The following is a 20,289-nucleotide window of genomic DNA, read 5'->3' as shown; positions in this document are numbered from 1 at the left end:
CTTACTTGACCAGCTCGGAGATCTTGCCGGTCTTGTCCTTCCACTCGTCCGCGTCGGGAAGGGCGGGCTTGCGCTTGGTGATGCTCTTCCAGCCGTCGGCCAGGGCCAGCTCGGCATTGAGCTTGATGAAGGCGATCTGGTCGCCCGGAAGGTCTTCCTCGGCGTAGATCGCGTTCACCGGGCATTCGGGAATGCACACCGCACAGTCGATGCACTCGTCGGGGTCGATGACGAGCATGTTGGGACCTTCGCGGAAGCAGTCCACCGGGCAGACATCGACGCAGTCGGTGTACTTGCAGCGGATGCACGATTCGGAAACGACGTGAGTCATTGGTGTTCTGGCGCCAGTTTTTTTGTTCGGGGGGAAACCCTAGATTTTACGTTCTTCGCGAAACTGTGCGAATCAGCGGACCAAGACCGCGGCCGCGGTGCGGTGGGAGGCGGTGTCCACCAGCACCATGGAGCCCAGTCCGCGCGACTCTGTGAAGGGGCGCACGGCCAGCGGCTGCTGCAGGGCCAGCACCACGTCGCCGATGGAGTTGGCCTCCAGCTGCTGGGTTTCCTCGGCCTCCAGCGTGTTGATGTTCAGGCGGTCCACCACGCGGGCGACCTTGGCCTTGACCCAGCGATGTCCCTGCAGCGCCCAGTAGACGCGGCCGGCCACCAGGGGCTCGTCGTCCAGCCAGGCGACGGTGGCGGTGATCTCGCGCGCCGGGGCGAAGGCGTCGGGCGCCAGCAGCCAGTCGCCGCGCGACACGTCCACCTCGCGGTCCAGCACGATGCCGGCGCTGTGGCCCGCATGCACCACCTTCGGGTTGCGCGCATGGTCCAGCACCTGGGCCACGGTGGCCGTCTGGCCGCTGGGCAGGATGCTGATGCGCTGGCCCGGCTCCACGTGGCCGCTGGCCACGCGGCCCCAGAACACGCGGCGTCCGCGCGAGGTGTCGGCCGAGCCGGAGAACTTCTCCACCCACTGCACCGGGAAGGCGAAGGGCACGGCCTCGTCCTGCCGGGTGACCGGCAGGCCTTCCAGCACTTCCAGCAGGCTGGGGCCTTGGTAGCCGCACCAGTCGGCATGGCGGGTGGCCACGTTCCAGCCTTTCAGGGCCGAGATCGGCACGGTGGCCGTGACCTGCACGCCGGCGGCTTCGGCGAAGGTGTCGAGCGCGTCGGAGATGCGCTCCAGCGCCAGTGCCGCATCGGGCACGGCGTCGAGCTTGTTGATGGCGAACACGATGGACTGCACGCGCAGCAGGTGCGCCAGCAGGGTGTGGCGGCGGGTCTGCGGCAGCAGCTCGCGCTTGACCACTTCGCCTTCGTCCACCTGGCTGGCCCAGGGCAGCTTGGTCGCGTCGACCAGCACCACGGCGGCGTCGGCGCTGGAGGCGGCCGTCACCATGTTGCGGGTGTACTGCTCGTGGCCCGGCGCGTCGCCGATGATGAACTTGCGCGTGGCGGTGGAGAAGTAGCGGTAGGCCACGTCGATGGTGATGCCCTGTTCGCGCTCGGCCGACAAGCCGTCGGTGAGCAGCGCCAGGTCGGTCTCGCCGCCGCGCTGCACGCCGGCCAGCTGGTCCTGCAGCACGGTCTTGCTGTCCACCAGCAGGCGGCCGATGAGCGTGCTCTTGCCGTCGTCCACGCTGCCGCAGGTGATGAAGCGAAGGGCGGTGCCGGTGTCGACTTCGGCGCCGGCGGTGCCGTCGACGGCGGGGTTCAAGGTCGTTGCGTCCATCTCAGAAATACCCGTCTTTCTTGCGCTTCTCCATCGAAGCTTCGGAGGTCTTGTCGTCCATGCGCGTGGCTCCGCGCTCGCTCACCTCGGCGGACAGGGTCTCGATGACCACGTCGCCGGCGTCGGCGGCCAGGCTGTCCACGGGGCAGGTGCAGGTGATGTCGCCCACGGTGCGGAAGCGCACGTCGCGCAGCTCGACCTGCTCGCCCTCGCGCGGCGGCGTCAGCTCGGTCACGGGCACCAGCAGGCCCTTGCGTTCCACCACCTCGCGCTTGTGGGTGTAGTAGAGCGAGGGCAGGGCGATGTTCTCGCGCTCGATGTACTGCCACACGTCCAGCTCGGTCCAGTTGGAGATGGGGAACACGCGGAAGTGCTCGCCCGGGGCCAGGCGGGTGTTGAACAGGGTCCACAGCTCGGGGCGCTGGTCCTTGGGCTGCCATTGGCCGAAGCTGTCGCGGTGCGAGAAGATGCGCTCCTTGGCGCGGGCCTTCTCCTCGTCGCGGCGGGCGCCGCCGATGAGGGCGTCGAAGCGGAACTCCTCGATGGCTTCGAGCAGCGTCACCGACTGGTGCACGTTGCGCGACTCCAGCGGGTGCGCGAGGCGCACCGTGCCACGCTTCATCGAGTCTTCCACGTTGCGCACGATCAGCTCGGCGCCCAGTTCCTTGGCGCGCTGGTCGCGGAAATCGGTCACTTCGTGGAAGTTGTGGCCGGTGTCGATCATCAGCAGCGGGTAGGGCAGGCGGCCGGCGCCGAAGGCCTTCTCGGCGCACTTGAGCAGCACCAGCGAGTCCTTGCCGCCGGAGAACAGCAGCGTCGGGCGCTCGAAGGCGGCTGCGACCTCGCGCAGCACGAAGATGGCTTCTTCCTCGAGCGCGTCGAGGTGCGTATTGGAAAGGCGCGCAGGGGAGTGCATCGGGGGTGACAGCAGTTCGGGTTCGGTACGTGCGTTCATGTTGTCGTGCTCAGTGCGACAGGTGCAGGCCGCATTCGCGGTTGTCTTCGCCCTTGGTCGGGTCGACGTAGTCGAAGTTGTTCGGAAGACCGTGGGCCTGGCAGTACTCGTGCAGGTCCTTGGAGCTCCAGTGCAGCAGCGGCGCGACCTTGACCAGGCCGTCCGGGTTGATGCTGACCGGGTCCATGGCGGCGCGCACGGCCGTGTCGGTGGCGCGCAGGGCGGTGAACCAGACCTGCGGCGCGGTCTCGCGCAGGGCGCGGGCGAAGGGCTCGAGCTTCACTTCCTCGGTGAAGGCGGCATGGCGCGGGTCGTCCAGCGCGGGTGTCGGGCCTTCCACGGCTTCGCGGTGGGCGCGCGAGCGCAGCGGCAGGTAGATCTTCAGGTTGAGCTTGAGCTGCTTCGCAACTTCGTCGGCGAAGCGGTAGGTCGCCTCGGTGTTGTAGCCGTTGTCCATCCACACGACGGGCACCTTCGGATCGACGCGCGTGACCATGTGCAGGATCACCGCCTCGAAGGGCCGGAAGTTGGTCGTGACGATGGCGGGACGGCCCAGGCCGAGGGCCCAGTCCACCAGGCCCTGGGCGTTCCTGCCCAGGTCGGCGTTGATGCGTTCGAGGTCGATGCTCATGTTGGACAAGACTGTAGGGACGGCCCTTATGAATCCCAACGATTTTTTGGTTCGCGCTTTATTCGGATAAGCAAATGCGCCAGTGTTCATGCGGGTTTGCGGGCGATTTGTGCTGCGTTCCGGATAAGGGGCGAATCGCTCGATTCGGGGAGTGAAAGCCCCGCGACGCCCCCATGAAAAACGGCGCCCGAGGCGCCGTCTTGCAGGGTCGAGGCAGGCGATCAGCCCTTGTCGACGAAGTGCGGCGCGGCCTTCACCGCATCGCCCTGGTAGTAGCCCGCGAAGCGGTCGAACTGGCGCTGCGCATCCGACGCGTCCACGCCCTCGCGCAGCACGGCGCTGGAGAAGCCCGTGCGCTCCATCTGCACCAGCTGGTCGATCAGCACCTCGCCGGTGGCACGGATGTCGCCGGTGAAGCCCAGGCGGCGGCGCAGCAGGAAGGCCTGGCTGTAGGCGCGCCCGTCGGTGAACTTGGGGAAGTGCAGATCGATGCGCTCGATGTCCTGCAGGCACACCTCGATGGCCAGCGGATCGGCGTCGTTGGCCAGTTGCAGCACGTTGGGCGAGCCGTCGTCCACGTGCTCCTCGGCGGACAGGATGCGGAGGTTGCGCTTCATGCTGCCACCTCCTCGTCCTTGGCGAAGCGGGCGGCGTTGGCCGCCGTCTTGAAGGGGTCGATGCCCACGCGGCGCAGGGTGTCGATGAAGTTCTCGCGCTTGCCGTCCACGGTCTGGCGGGTGTCGCGGTAGGTGCCCAGCACCGCCTCGATCACACCCGGCACCTCGGCCGCCGAGAAGGAGGGACCGACGACCTTGCCGGCCTGCGCCGGGCCCGACAGGTCGGAGCCATCGGAGCCGCCCAGGGTCACCTGGTACCACTCCTTGCCGTCCTTGTCGACGCCCAGGATGCCGATGTGGCCGCTGTGGTGGTGGCCGCAGGAGTTGATGCAGCCGCTGATGTGCAGGTCGATCTCGCCGATGTCGTCGAGTTCGTCCAGGTCCTGGTAGCGCTCGGTGATGGCCTCGGCCACAGGGATGGAGCGCGCATTGGCCAGCGCGCAGAAGTCGCCGCCGGGGCAGGCGATCATGTCCGTGAGCAGGTGCACGTTGGTGCTGGCAAAGCCGGCTTCGCGCGCGGCCAGCCACAGCGCGTGCAGGTCTTCGGCATGCACCCAGGGCAGGACCAGGTTCTGGTCGTGGTTCACGCGGGCCTCGCCGGCGGAGAAGCGGTCGGCCAGGCGGGCCGCGATGTCCAACTGGTCGGCCGAGGCATCGCCCGGCGCCTGCAGGCGGCGCTTGAAGGACAGCGTCACGGCGCGCAGCAGCGGGTTCTTGTGCGGCGCCACGTTGCGCTGCAGCCAGCGGGCAAAGAGCACGTCGTCGGCGGCATGGGCCTGCAGTTCGGCCTCGGTTTCCTCGGCCGACTGGTACACGCGGTCGGCCAGCGCCGGCGGCACGAAGGAGGCGGCCACGCGGTCGAACTCGGCCTGCGGGATGGTGTGCGGTGCGCCATCGTGCTCGAGGATCTGGCGGTATTCCTCTTCCACGTCGTCGATGTAGACCTGGCCTTCGGCCTTCACCAGGATCTTGATGCGCGCCTTGTACATGTTGTCCCGGCGGCCGTAGCGGTTGTAGACCCGCACCACGGCTTCCAGGTAATTCATGATCTGGTTCCAGGGCAGGAACTCGCGCAGCACCGTGCCCACGATGGGCGTGCGGCCCATGCCGCCGCCCACGCGCACCTGGAAGCCGATCTCGCCGGCCTCGTTCTTCACCAGGCGCAGGCCCACGTCATGCCAGCCGGTGGCGGCGCGGTCTTCCGCGGCGCCGGTGACGGCGATCTTGAACTTGCGCGGCAGGAAGGCGAACTCGGGGTGCAGCGTGCTCCACTGGCGCATGATTTCGGCGTAGGGGCGCGGATCGGCCACCTCGTCCACCGCGATGCCGGCGCGCTCGTCGCTGGTGATGTTGCGGATGCAGTTGCCGCTGGTCTGGATGCCGTGCATGTTCACGGAAGCCAGCAGGTCCATCACGTCGGCGCTCTTCGAAAGCGGAATCCAGTTGTACTGGACGTTCTGGCGCGTGGTGAAGTGCGCGTAGTGGGTGGGCAGCTTGTGCGTGCCCCACTGCGCCTGGGTCTCGGTGGCCTTCTTGTAGACATCGGCCTCGGGCGCGTCGTACTCGCGGGCGATCTTGGCAAGCACGCGCAGCTGGGCACTGGAGATCTCGCCGTAGGGAACGGCCACGCGCAGCATGGGCGCGTAGCGCTGCACATACCAGCCGTTCTGCAGGCGCAGCGGCCGGAACTCGTCCTCGGAGATCTTGCCCTTTTGCCAGCGCTCGAGCTGGTCACGGTATTGGGCCGCGCGCTGGTGCACGAACTGGCGGTCGAATTCTGTGTATTGGTACATCGTGAAGAGTCTGGCCTGGCTTGCCGCACGCGCGCGGCAAAGAGCGGATCGGCGACTTTAGGAGTCCGGCTTATGGAAACAAACTATTTTTTGGTTCGCGCCTTATCCGGATAAGCATATTCACCAGCATCCATGCGGGTTGCGAGGCGATTTTTGTCCGTCTTCGGATAAAGGCCGCCGGTGCGGGCACGAGGCCGCCTCCGGCGCGCCGGGCATTCTAGGCGGGACCGGGAAGAGGGCGCCGGGTACTGCAACAATGACGCACCAATTCGATGCATAGCGAACGACAACAGAGCATATGAGTACCACTCCCCTGACACCGGCCGTGCCGCCCAAGACCTACGACTGGCTGCGCGCCTTCAAGCCGGCGCCCCTGGCGGTCAACTCGCGCGAGCGCCTTCGCGTCACCGTCGGCGCCTTCCTGGGCATCCTGGTCACCGCAGTGCTGTGCCATGTGCTCGGCCTGTCCGCGCAGGCGACCTGGATCGTCGCACCGATGGGCGCCAGCGCCGTGCTGGTCTTCGGCGTGCCGGCCAGCCCGCTCGCCCAGCCCTGGGCCGTGCTGGCGGGCAACACCGTCTCGGCGCTGGTGGGCATCGCCTGTGCGCGCTGGATCGGCAACGTGGACCTGGCAGCCGCGCTGGCGGTGGGCCTGGCGATCGGCCTGATGTTCCTGCTGCGCTGCCTGCATCCGCCCGGCGGCGCGAGCGCGCTGCTGATGGTGATGGCCGGCGTGACCGATCCGCACGCGGCGCTGGCGCCGGTGCTGCTGAACTCCATCGTGCTGGTGGCCATGGGCCTGGCCTGGAACAACGCCACCGGCCGCCGCTACCCGCACCCGCAGAGCTCGGCCGCGGCCGGCGCCACTTCCGCCACCGAGCACGACCTGGACGCGGTGCTGGCCCGCTACAACCAGATCCTGGACGTGCCGCGCGACGACCTGCTGGCCCTGGTGGGCCAGACGCGCCTGGCCGGCTACCAGCGCATGCTGGCGCAGACGCGCTGCGCCGACGTGATGTCGAAGAACCTGGTGACGGTGTCCTTCGGCACCTCGCTGCAGGACGCCTGGCACCTGCTGCGCGACAAGCACATCAAGGCGCTGCCGGTGGTGGACCGGGTCAACCGCATCGTGGGCATCCTGACCCTGGCCGACTTCCTCAATGCCGCCGACCTGGACCTGCACCAGGGCTTCGAGGCCAAGCTGAAGAACCTAATCCGCTGGAGTTCGACGGTGAACTCCGCCAAGCCGGAAGTCGTGGGCCAGATCATGACCCGCCGCGTGCGCGTGGCTGGCGCCGACAAGCCGCTGGTGGACCTGGTGCCGCTCTTCGGCAGCACCGGGCACCACCACATCCCGATCGTGGATCCGGACCAGCGGCTGGTGGGCATCCTGACCCAGTCCGACCTGGTGGCGGCGGTGTTCAAGGCCGAGCGGGAAGAGGCGGCTGCCAACGGCAGGTAATAAGCATCCAAGTATTTGTTCGTTCGGGTTTGCCCTAGGTCCGGGCACAATCCGGGCATGATCTTCCGTTTCCGCACCTCGCTGCGAATGTGCACGGCGCGCTGTCGCCGTCACGCCTGAGTCGAGCGCCAAGCGCTCCTCATTCCCTTCGGATCGATCAAGTCCGCCCATCGCAGGGCGGCGGCGGTGCAAGCGGCACCGCCTTCACCTCAGGAAAGTCCTTCATGTCTTCACGTTCCGGCCATCCGGTCGCCAGCCTCCAGCGGGGGCTTCGATGATCGAGCTGCGTGGCATCCACCAGGCCTACGGCGACCACGTCGCGCTGCGCGGCATCGACCTGAAGGTCGAGCCGGGCGAGGTCTTCGGCATCATCGGCCGCAGCGGCGCGGGCAAGAGCTCGCTGGTGCGCACCATCAACCTGCTCAACCGTCCGACGGCCGGCCACGTCATCGTCGGCGGCCGTGAACTGAGTTCGCTGCCCGAGGCGCAGCTGCGCGAGGCCCGGCGCGAGATCGGCCTGGTGTTCCAGCACTTCAACCTGCTGTCCTCTCGCACCGTGGCCCAGAACGTGGCGCTGCCGCTGGAACTGGCGGGCGTGCCGGCGCAGGAGATCAAGAAGCGCGTCGATGAACTGCTGGACCTGGTCGGCCTTTCCTCGATGCGCGATCGCTACCCCGCGCAGATCAGCGGCGGCCAGAAGCAGCGCGTGGGCATCGCCCGGGCGCTGGCGAACCGGCCCAAGGTGCTGCTTTCCGACGAAGCCACTTCGGCGCTCGACCCGGAGACCACCCGTTCCATCCTCGGCCTGCTCAAGCAGATCAACCGCGAGTTCGGCCTGACCATCGTTCTCATCACGCACCAGATGCAGGTCATCAAGCAGGTGGCCGACCGCGTGGCGGTCATCGACGCCGGCCTGATCGTGGAGCAGGGCCCGGTGATCGACGTGTTCACCCGACCCCAGCACGCGACCACGCGCAGCCTGATCGAGGAGATCGTGCCGCAGGCCCTGCCCGAGAGCGTGCTGGCCCGCATCCGCGCGCTGATGAGCAACGAGCCCGCCGGCGAGCGCAGCCAGCTGCTGCGCCTGGCCTTCGCGGGCAACGGCGCGGACCGGCCGATCCTGTCGGACGTGATCCGCGACTTCGGCATCGACCTGTCGATCGTGCATGGGCAGGTGGACGAGGTGCAGGGACAGCCCTTCGCGTCGCTGGCGGTGTTCGCCCGCGGCGCCGGCGACAAGCTGGGCGCCGCCATCGCGCAGCTGCGCGGCGCCGGCGTGCTGGTGGAGGAGGTGGCCCATGCTTGAGAACTTCACCCCCGCGATGCTCGACCTGTTCGCCAGCTCGCTGTGGGAAACGCTGGTGATGGTGGCCATTTCCGGCGTGGTGGGCTCGCTCATCGGCATTCCGATGGGCGTGCTGCTGCGCCTGTCGGACCAGGGCGGCGTGCTGCAGAACAAGGGCTTGAACCGCGTGCTGGGCGGCATCGTGAACGCGGTGCGCTCCACGCCTTTCATCATCCTGCTGGTTGCCATCATTCCCTTCACGCGCTTCATCACCGGCTCGTCCATCGGCACCGCGGCGGCCGTGGTGCCGCTGACCATCGCGGCGGCGCCCTTCATCGCGCGGCTGGTCGAGACCTCGCTGCGCGAAGTCGACCAGGGCCTGATCGAGGCCGCGCAAGCCATGGGCGCCACCACCTGGCAGATCGTGTTCAAGGTGCTGCTGCCCGAGGCGCTGCCGGGCATCGTGGCCGGCTTCACCATCACGCTGGTGAGCCTGACCGGCTACTCGGCCATGGCCGGCGCCATCGGCGGCGGCGGGCTGGGCGACCTGGGCATCCGCTACGGCTACCAGCGCTTTTTGCCCGAGATCATGCTGGCCGTGGTGCTGGTGCTGATCCTCTTCGTGCAGGCACTGCAGAGCCTGGGTGACTGGGCGGTGCGCCGCCTCAGCCACAAGCAATGAACGAACAAGACAAACGATTTCTCAACCAAGGAAGAACAAGCATGATCAGCAAGCGCAAGCTCCTTCAGACCACCCTGGCCTTCGCCCTGGCCGCCAGCTTCGGCGCCGGCGCGATGGCGCAGGACAAGCCGATCAAGGTCGGCGTCACCGGTGGCCCGCACGCGCAGATCTTCGAGCAGGTGAAGAAGGTCGCCGAGCGTGACGGCCTGAAGATCCAGGTGGTGGAGTTCAGCGACTACGTGCAGCCCAACGCCGCCCTGGCCGCCGGCGACCTGGACGCCAACAGCTACCAGCACCAGCCCTACCTGGACGCGCAGGTGAAGGACCGCGGCTACAAGCTGGTCTCGGTGGGCTACACCGTCAACTTCCCCATCGGCCTGTACTCCAAGAAGGTGAAGAAGCTGGAAGACCTGAAGGAGGGCGCGCGCTTCGGCATTCCGAACGACCCGACCAACGGCGGCCGCGTGCTGCTGGTGCTGCAGGACAAGGGCCTCATCAAGCTCAAGCCGGGCGCGGGCCTGAAGGCCACGCCGCTGGACGTGGTGGAGAACCTCAAGAAGCTGAAGTTCGTCGAGCTGGACGCCGCCCAGCTGCCGCGCTCGCTGGATGACCTGGACGCCTCGGCCATCAACACGAACTTCGCGCTTTCGGCCGGCCTGAACCCGCAGAAGGACGCCATCTCGCAGGAAAGCGCCAAGAGCCCCTACGTGAACGTGCTGGTGGTGCGCGAGCAGGACAAGGACAAGCCCTGGGTCGCCAAGCTGGTGAAGGCCTACCATTCGGACGAAGTGCGCAACTTCATCCAGACCGAATTCAAGGGCTCGGTGCTGGCCGGCTTCTAAGCCGCGTCAGCCGGGCTTCACCGCCGCCGAAGCGGACGGCGGGGCCAGGTCGATGCGCCGGACCTCGACCGAGGCTTCCATGCCCAGGTAGGCGTCGGCCTCGCCGTACCAGCTTCCCGACAGCGGCGAGGCGAAGGCCGGGTCGCGCGCCACCGCCACGCGGACCAACTGGCCGCTGCCCATGATGTTGTTGGTGGGGTCGAAGGCGATCCAGCCGGCGCCTGGGAGGTACGCCTGCATCCAGGCATGGGTGGCGCCGGCGCCGCTCACCGGCGTCTGCTTGCCTTCGGCCGTCTTGGACGGGTCGAGCGCGGAGTCGTACAGGTAGCCCGAAACGAAGCGCGCCGCGATGCCCAGGCGGCGCGCGGCCTCCATCATCAGCAGCGCATAGTCCCGGCAGGTGCCGCTGCCACGCTCCAGCGTCTCCAGCGGCGACTGGGTGCCTTCCTCGTTGCGCACCTCGTATTTCAGCGTCCTGCCGATGTGGGCGTTCATGCGCGTGAGCACGTCGCGGGTGCGCTTGCTTTCCTGGTCGCCCTGCAGGAACTGCTGCGCCCAGCGGATCAGCACGCCTTCGGGGTCGTCGTGGTGCGGCCGCAGGTAGCGCTCGAGGTCGTAGCGGTCCTGCAGCGAGTAGGCGAAGGGGATGTACTCGGCCGTGGGATCGATCTCCAGTAGCGCGTCCGGTGCCGAGGGGACATGCTCGATGCGGAAGGTGCAGACGAAGCGCAGTTCGGTCGCGCTGCCCAGGGGCTGGACCAGGGCCACCGAGTTGGAGTTCGGGTCCTGGATCATGCGGATGCTGGCCTCGGGGCTGACCTGCAAGTCGGTGGCCAGCACGCGCAGGTCGTGGCTCTCGCGCGGCCTGAACATCACGCGATGCAGGCCGAAGCTCACCGGCTCCTTGTATCGGTAGACGGTGGTGTGGGTGATGTCGAAGTGCAGGACGGGCATGGCCCCATTGTCCGTGCAGCGGATGACCCGCGTGCTTCAGGCCTGCAACCGGCGCGTGTCCAGTGCGCGGGCGGCGGCGGCGGGCAGCGGCAGCGGTTCGCCATGCCAGTGCGCGGCCAGCAGTTCGGCGCACAGCGCCGCGAAGCTCAAGCCCCGCGAACCCAGCGCAGTGCAGACCCAGGGGCCCTGCGGCTGCGCCGGGTCGGCCGGGCCCACCAGCGGCCGCCGGTCGCCCGGGGCGCAGCGCACGCCGGCCCAGGCCTTCATCTGGCCGAAGACCCGGCGCTGCTGCAGTGCCAGGAGGGCGGCCGGGTGCAGGCGGGCGACGCGCTCCAGGTTGGCGTGCGTGTCTTCCTCGCGCAGGGCCGTGCTGCTGCTGTCGCGGTCGTAGGTGGAGCCGGCGAGCCAGAGCGAATCGATGCCGTCGGGCACGTTGGCGATCAGGTGGCCGTCGCCGTTGACCGGGCTGGGGGGCAGCCCGTGCGCGCCGTGGCCGTACATCACCTGGCCGCGCACCGGCTGCAGCGGCAGCGCAGGCGTGAAGCGGTGGGTGGCGTAGCCGGCGGCGATGACCAGGCGGTCGCCTCGTGCAAGCGCCTGGCCTGCGGCGTCGAGCGCGAGCCATTGGCCATGGGCCTCGCCGATGCTTTCCACGCGCATGCCAGTCAGCACGCGGATGCCGGGCTGGGACAGCCAGGCCGAGACCAGTCGCGCCGGGCGCACCCAGCCCGCCCGCGCATGCCAGAGGGCGATGGTCCGCTCGTCGAGCCCGTTGGCTCGCAGGCGCGCGGCGTCTGCCTGCCAGCTTTCGTTCGGTCCGTCGGCGGCCCAGGTGGCGGGCAGACGGGCGTCGCCGGCTTCGCGGCGCTCCAGCACACCGGTGTCCGCCCAGTCCTGACCCACCACCAGCAGGTCGGCCAGTTGCTGCCAGGTCGCGCGGATGCCGGCGCGCGTCAGCCGCGAGAGCAGCGCGTCGTCTGGCGACACATGCGGCGCCAGCAGGCCCACCGGCAGAGCCGAGGCGCCGGCTGCCGGGTGGCCTGCCGCATCCAGCACCGTCACCTGCCAGCCGCGGCGCGCCAGGCTGGCCGAGACGGCCGCGCCGGCGAGGCCCGCGCCGATCACCACGCAATGGCCCGCCGCAGACAACTGCTCCGGCGGCGCCGGTGGCCTGCGCAGGGTCCAGCTGGGTTCGAAGACGCCCTCCAGCCGGTCGCGCTTGGGCGGAAGGCCCGGGAGCTTGTGCGCCTGGTAGCCCGTCTGGGCAAGGGCGTCGCGCAGCTCGCGGGCCACCGTCCAGGTGGCCACCCGGGTGCCGCGTCGGGCAAAGCGGGAGACGCCCTTGACGGTGTCCAGCGACCACATCTCGGGATTGCGATCAGGTGCGAAGCCGTCCAGGAAGATGCTGTCGGCCTCGAAACGGCCCAGCGACTTCAGCATGGGCTTCACATCGCCGATGCACAGCGTGAGCAGCACGCGGCCGCTCTCGAAGCCCAGGCGGTGGAAGCCTGGCAGCAGCCCGTTCCATTGGCCGGCAAGTTCCTTGGCAAGCGGCGCCAGTTCCGGGTAGGCGCCAGCGGCACGGACGATGTCCTCGGCGGCCACCGGATAGGCCTCGACCGAAACGAAGTGCAACAGTCCTGGCCGCGACGGATCGCCGCGCCAGGCCTGCCAGCTTGTCAGGAAATTGAGGCCCAGCCCGAAGCCTGTTTCGAGAATCCGCCATTGCGCCCGGCCCGCCCAGGCCTCGGGCAGTCCGCAGCCGCCCAGGAACACATGCCGTGCCTGGGCCAGCGCGCCGGATTCGCTGTGGTAGATGTCCTGGAAGCGCGGGCTGTGCGGCACGCCATCGGCGCGCCAGTGCAGCGGCTCGGCGGCGGACACCGCCAGTGTCAGTTGGTGGGGGGCACGTAGCCCTGGGCCGTGTCGGCGCCCTCGCCGAAGAAGTGCTTCTCCATCTGGCGGGCCAGGTACTGGCGGGCGCGCAGGTCGGCCAGGTTCAGGCGGTTCTCGTTGACCAGCATGGTCTGCTGCTTGAGCCAGGCGGCCCAGGCCTCCTTGCTGACGCTTTCCCAGATGCGCTTGCCGAGATCGCCGGGGTAGGGCGGAAAGTCCAGACCTTCGGCCTCGCGACCGAGCTTGATGCATTGAACCATGCGTGCCATGGGGGTGCCTGCCTTCTTCGAAATGGGGGTAGGTGGGTCTTTAGTTGATTTGGCTATGAAGAACTGAGAACTCGGTAGTTCGCCTTTTCTTATGCCTCAACAAGAATTCAAGACTTCATCGTTATGCATTTCCTGAGCAGAAACACCATGAGTCTTCGCCGCAACTTTATCAAGCTTTCCCTGGGTGCCGCGCTGGGTGCCGGCATGGCCCTCACGGCATTGCCGTCGCTGGCTCAGTCGGTGCAGCTGCTGAACGTCTCCTACGACCCCACCCGCGAGCTGTACGTGGACTTCAACAAGGCCTTCGCCAAGTACTGGAAGGACAAGGCCGGCCAGGACGTGAGCATCAAGCAGTCGCACGGCGGCTCGGGCAAGCAGGCCCGCTCCATCATCGACGGCCTGGAAGCCGACGTGGCCACCCTGGCGCTGGCCGGCGACACCGACGCGCTGGTCACCCACGGCGCCCTGGTCAAGCCCGACTGGCAGAAGCGCCTGCCGCACAACTCCTCGCCCTACACCTCGACCATCGTGTTCCTGGTGAAGAAGGGCAACCCCAAGGGACTGAAGGACTGGGACGACCTCGCCAAGCCTGGCGTGCAGGTGATCACCCCCAACCCCAAGACCTCCGGCGGCGCCCGCTGGAACTACCTGGCCGCCTGGGAGTTCGCCAAGCGCAAGTACGGCGGAGACGATAAGGCCAAGGAATTCGTGGGCAAGGTCTACCAGAACGTGCCGGTGCTCGACACGGGCGCCCGCGGCAGCACCATCACCTTCGTGCAGCGCGGCGTGGGCGACGTGCTGCTGGCCTGGGAGAACGAAGCCTTCCTCGCCATCAAGGAATTCGGTCCCGACAAGTTCGACATCGTGGTGCCTTCCCTGTCCATCCTGGCCGAGCCCGCGGTGACGGTGGTCGACAAGGTGGTGGACAAGCGCGGCACCCGCGCCGTGGCCGAGGAATACCTCAAGTACTGGTACACCGACGAAGGCCAGGACATCGCCGGCCGCAACTACTACCGCCCGACCAGCGACAAGGCCAAGGCCAAGTACGCCACCCAGTTCCCGAAGCTGGCGCTGTTCACCATCGACGAGGCCTTCGGCGGCTGGTCGAAGGCGGACAAGGCGCACTTCGCGGACGGCGCGTCCTTCGACCAGATCTATACCAAGAGCAAGTGATGAGCACCTCCGGCAGCGTCCTGTTGGTGGCGGGCAGCCCTTCGGCGCCTTCGCGTTCCAGTGCGCTGCTGGAGGCGGTGGGCACGCGGCTGGCGCTGCGCGGCGCGCGCATCGAGCGGCTCTCGGTGCGCGAGCTGCCGGCGCAGGCCCTGCTGTCGGCAGATGCCTCGCACCCGCAACTACAGCGCGCCGCCGACCAGCTGGCGCAGGCGAGGGCGGTGGTCATCGCCACGCCGGTCTACAAGGCGGCCTACACCGGCGTCCTGAAGGCCTTCCTCGACCTGCTGCCGCAGTCGGCGCTCAAGGGCAAGACCGTGCTGCCGCTGGCCAGCGGCGGCAGCCCGCACCACATGCTGGCGCTGGACTATGCGCTGCGCCCGGTGCTGCAGTCGCTGGCCGCGCGGCACGTCCTGGCCGGCGTCTACGCCACCGATTCGCAGGTGACCCTCACGCCCGAAGGCGCCTACCAGCTGCACAGCGACCTGGCGCAACGCCTGGACGACAGCGTGGAGACGCTGGCCTTCGAGGGCCTGCATCTCAAGCCGCTGCAAGGCTTCGAGCCGGTTCACTTCTCCCAGGTGCGATGTAGCGCCTGAGGCCGCTCGCTGCCGCGCCATTTCACGCTGCGGCGGCACGCTTCACTCCTTCCCCCCGGTCGAATGCGACGCGGCCCCGAACGGGCCGCGAGGGGATACGCACGCCATCAAGAACGACTTCAAGGAACAAGAACATGACGAACAGCACCCTCGTTTCCAATCAGCGCCGCCGGCTCATCCAGGCCGCGGCCGCCGCGGGCCTCGGGCTGCCCGCCATCGCGAGCCTGGCGCAGTCGCCCGCCGCACGGCAGCTTCGCGTGGGCCACCAGAAGGGCTACCTGAGCCTGCTCAAGGGCCGCGGCACGCTGGAGAAGCGGCTCGCCCCGCTGGGCGTGTCGGTCAAGTGGACCGAATTCACCGCCGGCCCCGTGCAGCTGGAAGCGCTCAACGTCGGCTCCATCGACTTCGGCGACGTGGGCGAGGCGCCGCCCATCTTCGCGCAGGCCGCCGGCGCGCCGCTGGCCTACGTGGCCGCCACCGTGCCGCGCCCGCAGACCGAGGCGGTGCTGGTGCCCAAGGGTTCGCCGATCAGGTCGGTGGCCGATCTCAAGGGGAAGAAGGTCGCGCTCAACAAGGGCAGCAACGTCCACTACTTCCTCGTGAAGCTACTGGAGAAGCACGGCCTGGGCTATGGCGACGTCAACGTCGTCTTCCTGCCGCCGGCCGATGCGCGTGCCGCCTTCGAGAAGAACGCGGTCGATGCCTGGGTGATCTGGGACCCCTTCAGCGCCGCCGCCGAGCAGGCGCTGGAAGCGTTCCGGCTGGCCGATGCCACGGGCGTGGTGAACAACCGGGCTTACTACTTCTCGTCGCTGAACTACGCCGAGAAGAACCAGGATGTGATCAAGGTGCTGATCGAGGAGATCAACCAGATCGACGTCTGGGGCGCGGCCAACCCCAACGCACTGGGGACCGAGCTGGCGCAGCTGTGGGGCCTGCCGCGCTCGGTGGGCGAGGCGAGCATCGGGCGCACCGCCTTCGGCGTGGGCCCGATCACCAAGGCCATCCTGGCCGAGCAGCAGGTGATCGCCGACACCTTCCTCGCGCTCAAGCTGATCCCGAAAAAGATCAACGTGCTCGAGGCCGCGGCGTCCGGCATCGCTTGAAGAAGGAGGCCGGGATGCCAAGCGACGACCTGCGCCGGCGCATCGCCCAGGTGGTGCGCGTCACCGCCTGCGCCTGGGGCCTGCCGACACGGCCCTTCCGCGCGCCGGCCCTGCTTCTCTTCGCCGTCTGAAATCACCCATCGAGACACCAACCCATGCAGATCTTCTGGTTTCTTCCGACCCACGGCGACAGCCGCTACCTGGGCAGCGCCGAGGGCGCGCGCCAGGTGGACCTCGACTACCTGCGACAGGTCGCCGGCGCCGCCGACAGCCTGGGATACGAGGGCGTGCTCATTCCCACGGGCCGCTCCTGCGAGGACCCGTGGGTCATTGCTTCCAGCCTGATCGGCGCCACGCGGCAGCTGAAGTTCCTGGTCGCGGTGCGGCCCGGCTTGCACCAGCCCAGCCTGGCGGCGCGCATGGCCGCGACCTTCGACCGGCTCTCGGGCGGGCGGCTGCTGGTGAACCTGGTCACCGGCGGCGACCAGGCCGAGCTGGAGGGCGACGGCGTGTATCTCGACCATGCGGCGCGCTACGAGCAGTCGGCCGAGTTCATCCGCATCTGGCGCGAGATCATCACGCGCAGCCACGGCAGCGAGACCTACGACTTCGAGGGCAAGCACCTGAGCGTGAAGGGCGCGCGGCTTCTGTTTCCCAGCGTGCAGCAGCCCCATCCGCCGGTGTGGTTCGGCGGTTCGTCCGCGGCGGCGCACGACCTGGCGGCCGAGCAGGTCGATGCCTACCTGACCTGGGGCGAACCGCCCCTGGACGTGGCGCGCAAGCTGGCCGACGTGCGCGAGCGCGCCGCGAAGCACGGCCGCAAGCTGAGCTTCGGCATTCGCCTGCACGTGATCGTCCGCGAGACGGAAGAAGCCGCATGGCGCGCGGCCGACGAACTGATCAGCCGCGTGGACGACGCCACCGTGGCCCGTGCGCAGGCTGCTTTCGCGCGCATGGATTCCGAAGGCCAGCGCCGCATGGCGGCCCTGCATCAAGGCGGCAGCAAGCGAAGCCGCGCCGACCTGGAGATCAGCCCCAACCTGTGGGCCGGCGTCGGCCTGGTGCGCGGCGGTGCCGGCACCGCGCTGGTGGGCGATGCGAAGACGGTGGCAGCGCGCATCGAGGAATACGCCGCGCTGGGCATCGACCGCTTCATCTTCTCGGGCTACCCGCACCTGGAGGAGGCCTACCGCTTCGCGGAGCTGGTGTTCCCGCTGCTGTCGCGCAAGGTGAAGGCGAAGCTGGGCGGCCAGACGCAGACCGGCCCCTTCGGCGAGGTGGTGGCGAACCTGGACGCGCCTTCGCGTCTGGCCTCGCAAAGCTGAAGCGCAGGAATGGCATCCATGAGCGAACAACTCTCGACCCTTTCCGTGCCGGAAGTGCCATCGCCGCCCTCGTTCGGCGCGTTGCGCAACCTGGCGCGCGCCGTGGCGAAGCGGCTGGTGCCCTGGCTGGTGCCGCTGGCGCTGGTGATCGCGTGGCAGGTGTCGTCCTCGGCCGGCTGGCTGTCTGCGCGGGTGCTGCCGGCGCCGCTGGACATGCTGCGCAGCGCCTGGGAGCTCACGCTTTCCGGCGAACTGTGGGAACACCTGAAGATCAGCGCCGGCCGCGCCCTGCTGGGCCTGGCCATCGGCGGTGGCGCGGGCCTGCTGCTGGGCCTCTTGACCGGCTCGGTACGCTTTCTCGAAACCCTGCTCGATTCCACCGTGCAGATGGTGCGCAACGTGCCGGCGCTGGCGCTCATCCCGCTGGTGATCCTGTGGTTCGGCATCGAGGAGACGGCCAAGATCTTCCTGATCTCGATCTCGGTCTTCTTCCCGATCTACCTCAACACCTTCCACGGCATCCGCAACGTGGACCCGCAGCTCATCGAGATGGGGCGCAGCTACGGCCTCTCGCGCTGGCAGCTCTACAAGGAGGTGATCCTGCCCGGCGCGATGTCGTCGATCCTGGTGGGGCTGCGCTTCTCGCTGGGCCTCATGTGGGTGATCCTGATCGTGGCCGAGACCATCTCGGCGCAGTCGGGCATCGGCTACCTCACGATGAACGCCCGCGAGTTCCTTCGGACCGACGTGGTGCTGGTGGGCATCCTGCTCTATGCGCTGCTGGGCAAGCTGGCCGACGTGTTCGCACGCGCGCTGGAACGCGGCTGGCTGCGCTGGCATCCGGGCTACCAGGGGAAGAAGTCATGAGCGAACGAGAAGCCGAAGGGCAAGGGCAGGGCGTGCGCCTGCAGGCCCGCAACCTGAGCAAGCGCTACGGACAGCGCGAGGTGCTGCGGCAGCTCAAGCTGTCCATCGAGCCCGGGCAGTTCATCGCCATCGTGGGGCGCAGCGGCTGCGGCAAGAGCACGCTGCTGCGCCTGGTCGCGGGACTGGAACACACAAGCGAAGGCCAGCTGCTGGCCGATGGCGAGTCCATCGACGGGCTGCGCGACGAGGTGCGCATCATGTTCCAGGAGGCGCGCCTGCTGCCCTGGCGCCGCGTGCTGGACAACGTCACGCTGGGCCTGCCGCCCAAGGACCGTCCGCGTGCGAAGGAGGTGCTGGCGCAGGTCGGCCTGGCCGAGCGCGAGGGCGAATGGCCGGCGCGCCTGTCCGGCGGCCAGCGCCAGCGCGTGGCCCTGGCGCGTGCGCTGGTCCACCAGCCGCGCCTGCTGCTGCTCGACGAACCCCTGGGCGCGCTGGATGCGCTCACCCGCATCGAGATGCACCGCCTCATCGAGTCGCTGTGGCAGCGGCACCGCTTCACCGCGCTGCTGGTGACGCACGACGTGCAGGAGGCGGTGGCGCTGGCCGACCGCGTGATCCTCATCGAGGACGGCCGCATCGCGCTGGACGAAGCCATCACCCTGGCGCGTCCGCGCTCGCAGGGCGACCCGGCCTTCGCGGCGCTGGAGAAACGCATCCTCGACCGCGTGCTGCAGAAGCCCGATGCGGCACCTGCGCAAAGCACCCCCTGGCCGCAGCCCGCGGCGCACGCGCTGCGCTGGGCCGTCTGAATCACCGAATCAAGCAAGCAATCAGCAAAGGAACATCCATGTCCATCCAAGCCATCAACGTCCGCAACCAGTTCAAGGGCCGCGTGCGCGAGATCATCCGCGGCGACGTGGTCTCCGAGATCGACGTCGAGACGCCCTGGGGCACCGTCACCTCGGTCATCACCACGCGTTCCGTCGACGAGCTGCAGCTGCGCGTCGGCTCCGAGGTGGTGGCGCTGGTCAAGTCCACCGAAGTGTCGATCGCCAAGCTCTGAGGGCGGCGCTCCTCGTCCGGCGACGCCGCCTTGCAATCCGGCCTACCATGTGCGCCGGGGCGCCCCTGACGCGTCCGGAGAGCATGGGATGTCGCAATTCGAAGTGGGCGAAATCGTGTCGGCACTGCGCCAGGTGCGCAGCGAGTGGCGCGACTCGCAAAAGCGCGCGCGGGACCCCGGCGGGCGCGAGCTGCCCTCGCGCGAGGCGCTGGCGCAGGCGATCGAGCAGCTCAAGGGCGCGCTCTTCCCGATGCGCCTGGGGCCGGTGGACCTGCGCCACGAGAGCGAGGATTTCTACGTCGGCCACACGTTGATCTCGGCGCTGCACACGCTGGAGGCGCAGGCCCGGCTGGAGCTTTCCTACATGGCGCGGCACACCGGCGCGCCGGCGGAAGAGCTGGAGGGGAAGGCATCGGAGGCGATCCGCACCTTCGCGGCCGAGCTGCCCGCCATCCGCCGCCTGCTCGACAGCGACGTGCTTGCCGCCTTCACCGGCGACCCGGCGGCGCGCAGCGTGGACGAGGTGCTGCTGTGCTATCCGGGCGTGCTGGCGCTCATCCATCACCGCATCGCGCACCAGCTGTATGCACTGGGGCTGCCGCTTCTGTCGCGCATCGTGGCCGAACTGGCGCACAGCCAGACCGGCATCGACATCCACCCCGGCGCGAGCATCGACGCGGGCTTCTTCATGGACCACGGCACCGGCGTGGTGATCGGCGAGACCGCTGTCATCGGCAAGCGGGTGCGCCTGTACCAGGCGGTGACGCTGGGCGCCAAGCGCTTTCCGACCGATCAGGAAGGCAATCTTCAGAAGGGGCTGCCACGCCATCCGGTGGTGGAAGATGACGTGGTGATTTACGCGGGCGCCACCATCCTGGGCCGCGTGACCATCGGCCGCGGCGCGACCATCGGCGGCAATGTGTGGATCACCGCCGACGTGCCGCCGGGCGCCAGCGTCACCCAGGCGAGCCTGCAGAACGCGCGGCCGGTGCCTTGAGGGCAGGCCGCATTCCATCGGCCCGCGGCACCTCCGCGGCGCCG

General features: G+C 68.6%; 21 protein-coding genes. 12 read left to right on the top strand and 9 right to left on the bottom strand.

Annotated elements, in window-relative coordinates; all coding sequences use genetic code 11:
- Position 1 precedes the first annotated feature (1 nt).
- From fdxA to BM345_RS22240, 6 genes are all read right to left on the bottom strand, one after another.
- The gene (fdxA, locus tag BM345_RS22265; RefSeq protein WP_093383787.1) at positions 2–331 is read right to left on the bottom strand and encodes a ferredoxin FdxA; all 330 of its coding nucleotides are present in this window, start codon (positions 329–331) and stop codon (positions 2–4) included.
- 72 nt (positions 332–403) lie between these two features.
- The gene (locus BM345_RS22260; protein WP_254789898.1) at positions 404–1,717 is read right to left on the bottom strand and encodes a sulfate adenylyltransferase subunit 1; all 1,314 of its coding nucleotides are present in this window, start codon (positions 1,715–1,717) and stop codon (positions 404–406) included.
- A 16-nt stretch (positions 1,718–1,733) separates the two neighbouring features.
- On the bottom strand, positions 1,734–2,687 hold the full coding sequence (gene cysD, locus BM345_RS22255; RefSeq protein ID WP_093383781.1) for a sulfate adenylyltransferase subunit CysD: 954 nt from the start codon (positions 2,685–2,687) through the stop codon (positions 1,734–1,736).
- A gap of 10 nt (positions 2,688–2,697) precedes the next feature.
- Positions 2,698–3,318: a phosphoadenosine phosphosulfate reductase domain-containing protein gene (locus tag BM345_RS22250; protein ID WP_093383851.1), complete on the bottom strand. Its 621-nt coding sequence runs from the start codon at positions 3,316–3,318 to the stop codon at positions 2,698–2,700.
- A 221-nt stretch (positions 3,319–3,539) separates the two neighbouring features.
- The gene (locus tag BM345_RS22245; protein ID WP_093383778.1) at positions 3,540–3,935 is read right to left on the bottom strand and encodes a DUF934 domain-containing protein; all 396 of its coding nucleotides are present in this window, start codon (positions 3,933–3,935) and stop codon (positions 3,540–3,542) included.
- Positions 3,932–5,728 (bottom strand): nitrite/sulfite reductase, encoded by a 1,797-nt coding sequence (locus BM345_RS22240; RefSeq protein ID WP_093383776.1) that lies wholly within the window; start codon positions 5,726–5,728, stop codon positions 3,932–3,934. Before BM345_RS22240 ends, BM345_RS22245 begins: the two co-directional genes overlap by 4 nt.
- A 298-nt stretch (positions 5,729–6,026) precedes the next feature.
- Here BM345_RS22240 and BM345_RS22235 point away from each other — a divergent pair, with 298 nt between their 5' ends.
- The 4 genes from BM345_RS22235 (at position 6,027) to BM345_RS22220 (ending at position 9,999) form a co-directional block, all read left to right on the top strand.
- The gene (locus BM345_RS22235) at positions 6,027–7,190 is read left to right on the top strand and encodes an HPP family protein (protein WP_093383773.1); all 1,164 of its coding nucleotides are present in this window, start codon (positions 6,027–6,029) and stop codon (positions 7,188–7,190) included.
- Between the two features lie 274 nt (positions 7,191–7,464).
- A complete protein-coding gene (locus BM345_RS22230) occupies positions 7,465–8,496 on the top strand; it encodes a methionine ABC transporter ATP-binding protein (protein WP_093383771.1) in 1,032 nt (343 codons plus the stop codon).
- Positions 8,489–9,157, top strand: coding sequence for a methionine ABC transporter permease (locus BM345_RS22225; RefSeq protein ID WP_093383768.1), 669 nt, complete (start codon positions 8,489–8,491; stop codon positions 9,155–9,157). The genes BM345_RS22230 and BM345_RS22225 overlap by 8 nt, the downstream gene beginning before the upstream one ends.
- A 41-nt stretch (positions 9,158–9,198) precedes the next feature.
- The gene (locus BM345_RS22220; RefSeq protein ID WP_093383766.1) at positions 9,199–9,999 is read left to right on the top strand and encodes a MetQ/NlpA family ABC transporter substrate-binding protein; all 801 of its coding nucleotides are present in this window, start codon (positions 9,199–9,201) and stop codon (positions 9,997–9,999) included.
- Positions 10,000–10,005: 6 nt separating this feature from the next.
- Here BM345_RS22220 and BM345_RS22215 read toward each other — a convergent pair whose 3' ends face one another.
- Genes BM345_RS22215 through BM345_RS22205 form a run of 3 tightly spaced genes read right to left on the bottom strand, consistent with a single transcriptional unit; the run spans position 10,006 to position 13,118 of the window.
- Entirely contained in the window at positions 10,006–10,953 is a 948-nt protein-coding gene (locus BM345_RS22215; protein ID WP_093383764.1) for a transglutaminase family protein, read from the bottom strand.
- A gap of 36 nt (positions 10,954–10,989) precedes the next feature.
- Positions 10,990–12,837 (bottom strand): bifunctional tRNA (5-methylaminomethyl-2-thiouridine)(34)-methyltransferase MnmC2/FAD-dependent 5-carboxymethylaminomethyl-2-thiouridine(34) oxidoreductase MnmC1, encoded by a 1,848-nt coding sequence (gene mnmC, locus BM345_RS22210; RefSeq protein WP_093383761.1) that lies wholly within the window; start codon positions 12,835–12,837, stop codon positions 10,990–10,992.
- Between the two features lie 8 nt (positions 12,838–12,845).
- On the bottom strand, positions 12,846–13,118 hold the full coding sequence (locus BM345_RS22205) for an oxidative damage protection protein (protein ID WP_093383758.1): 273 nt from the start codon (positions 13,116–13,118) through the stop codon (positions 12,846–12,848).
- Positions 13,119–13,265: 147 nt separating this feature from the next.
- Between BM345_RS22205 and BM345_RS22200 the strand changes: the two genes are divergently transcribed.
- The 8 genes from BM345_RS22200 (at position 13,266) to epsC (ending at position 20,245) form a co-directional block, all read left to right on the top strand.
- On the top strand, positions 13,266–14,291 hold the full coding sequence (locus BM345_RS22200) for a sulfate ABC transporter substrate-binding protein (RefSeq protein WP_093383849.1): 1,026 nt from the start codon (positions 13,266–13,268) through the stop codon (positions 14,289–14,291).
- The gene (ssuE, locus tag BM345_RS22195) at positions 14,291–14,887 is read left to right on the top strand and encodes an NADPH-dependent FMN reductase (RefSeq protein ID WP_093383755.1); all 597 of its coding nucleotides are present in this window, start codon (positions 14,291–14,293) and stop codon (positions 14,885–14,887) included. The genes BM345_RS22200 and ssuE overlap by 1 nt, the downstream gene beginning before the upstream one ends.
- A 134-nt stretch (positions 14,888–15,021) precedes the next feature.
- A complete protein-coding gene (locus BM345_RS22190; protein ID WP_093383752.1) occupies positions 15,022–15,993 on the top strand; it encodes a sulfonate ABC transporter substrate-binding protein in 972 nt (323 codons plus the stop codon).
- A gap of 155 nt (positions 15,994–16,148) precedes the next feature.
- Entirely contained in the window at positions 16,149–17,318 is a 1,170-nt protein-coding gene (gene ssuD / locus BM345_RS22185; RefSeq protein ID WP_093383749.1) for an FMNH2-dependent alkanesulfonate monooxygenase, read from the top strand.
- An 18-nt stretch (positions 17,319–17,336) separates the two neighbouring features.
- Complete coding sequence (ssuC, locus tag BM345_RS22180) at positions 17,337–18,185, top strand: aliphatic sulfonate ABC transporter permease SsuC (protein WP_093383747.1); 849 nt, start codon at positions 17,337–17,339, stop codon at positions 18,183–18,185.
- Positions 18,182–18,994 (top strand): ATP-binding cassette domain-containing protein, encoded by an 813-nt coding sequence (locus BM345_RS22175; protein ID WP_093383744.1) that lies wholly within the window; start codon positions 18,182–18,184, stop codon positions 18,992–18,994. The genes ssuC and BM345_RS22175 overlap by 4 nt, the downstream gene beginning before the upstream one ends.
- 38 nt (positions 18,995–19,032) lie before the next feature.
- Positions 19,033–19,248, top strand: a complete 216-nt coding sequence (locus tag BM345_RS22170) for a TOBE domain-containing protein (protein WP_093383741.1) — start codon at positions 19,033–19,035, stop codon at positions 19,246–19,248.
- Between the two features lie 88 nt (positions 19,249–19,336).
- A complete protein-coding gene (gene epsC, locus BM345_RS22165) occupies positions 19,337–20,245 on the top strand; it encodes a serine O-acetyltransferase EpsC (RefSeq protein WP_093383739.1) in 909 nt (302 codons plus the stop codon).
- Positions 20,246–20,289: the final 44 nt, after the last annotated feature.

Origin of the sequence: Variovorax sp. OV329, from assembly GCF_900114785.1 — a bacterium.
Classification (GTDB): Bacteria; Pseudomonadota; Gammaproteobacteria; order Burkholderiales; family Burkholderiaceae_C; genus Variovorax.
Note: the sequence above shows the minus strand (reverse complement) of the source record. Positions and strands in the feature narration are given on the sequence as shown.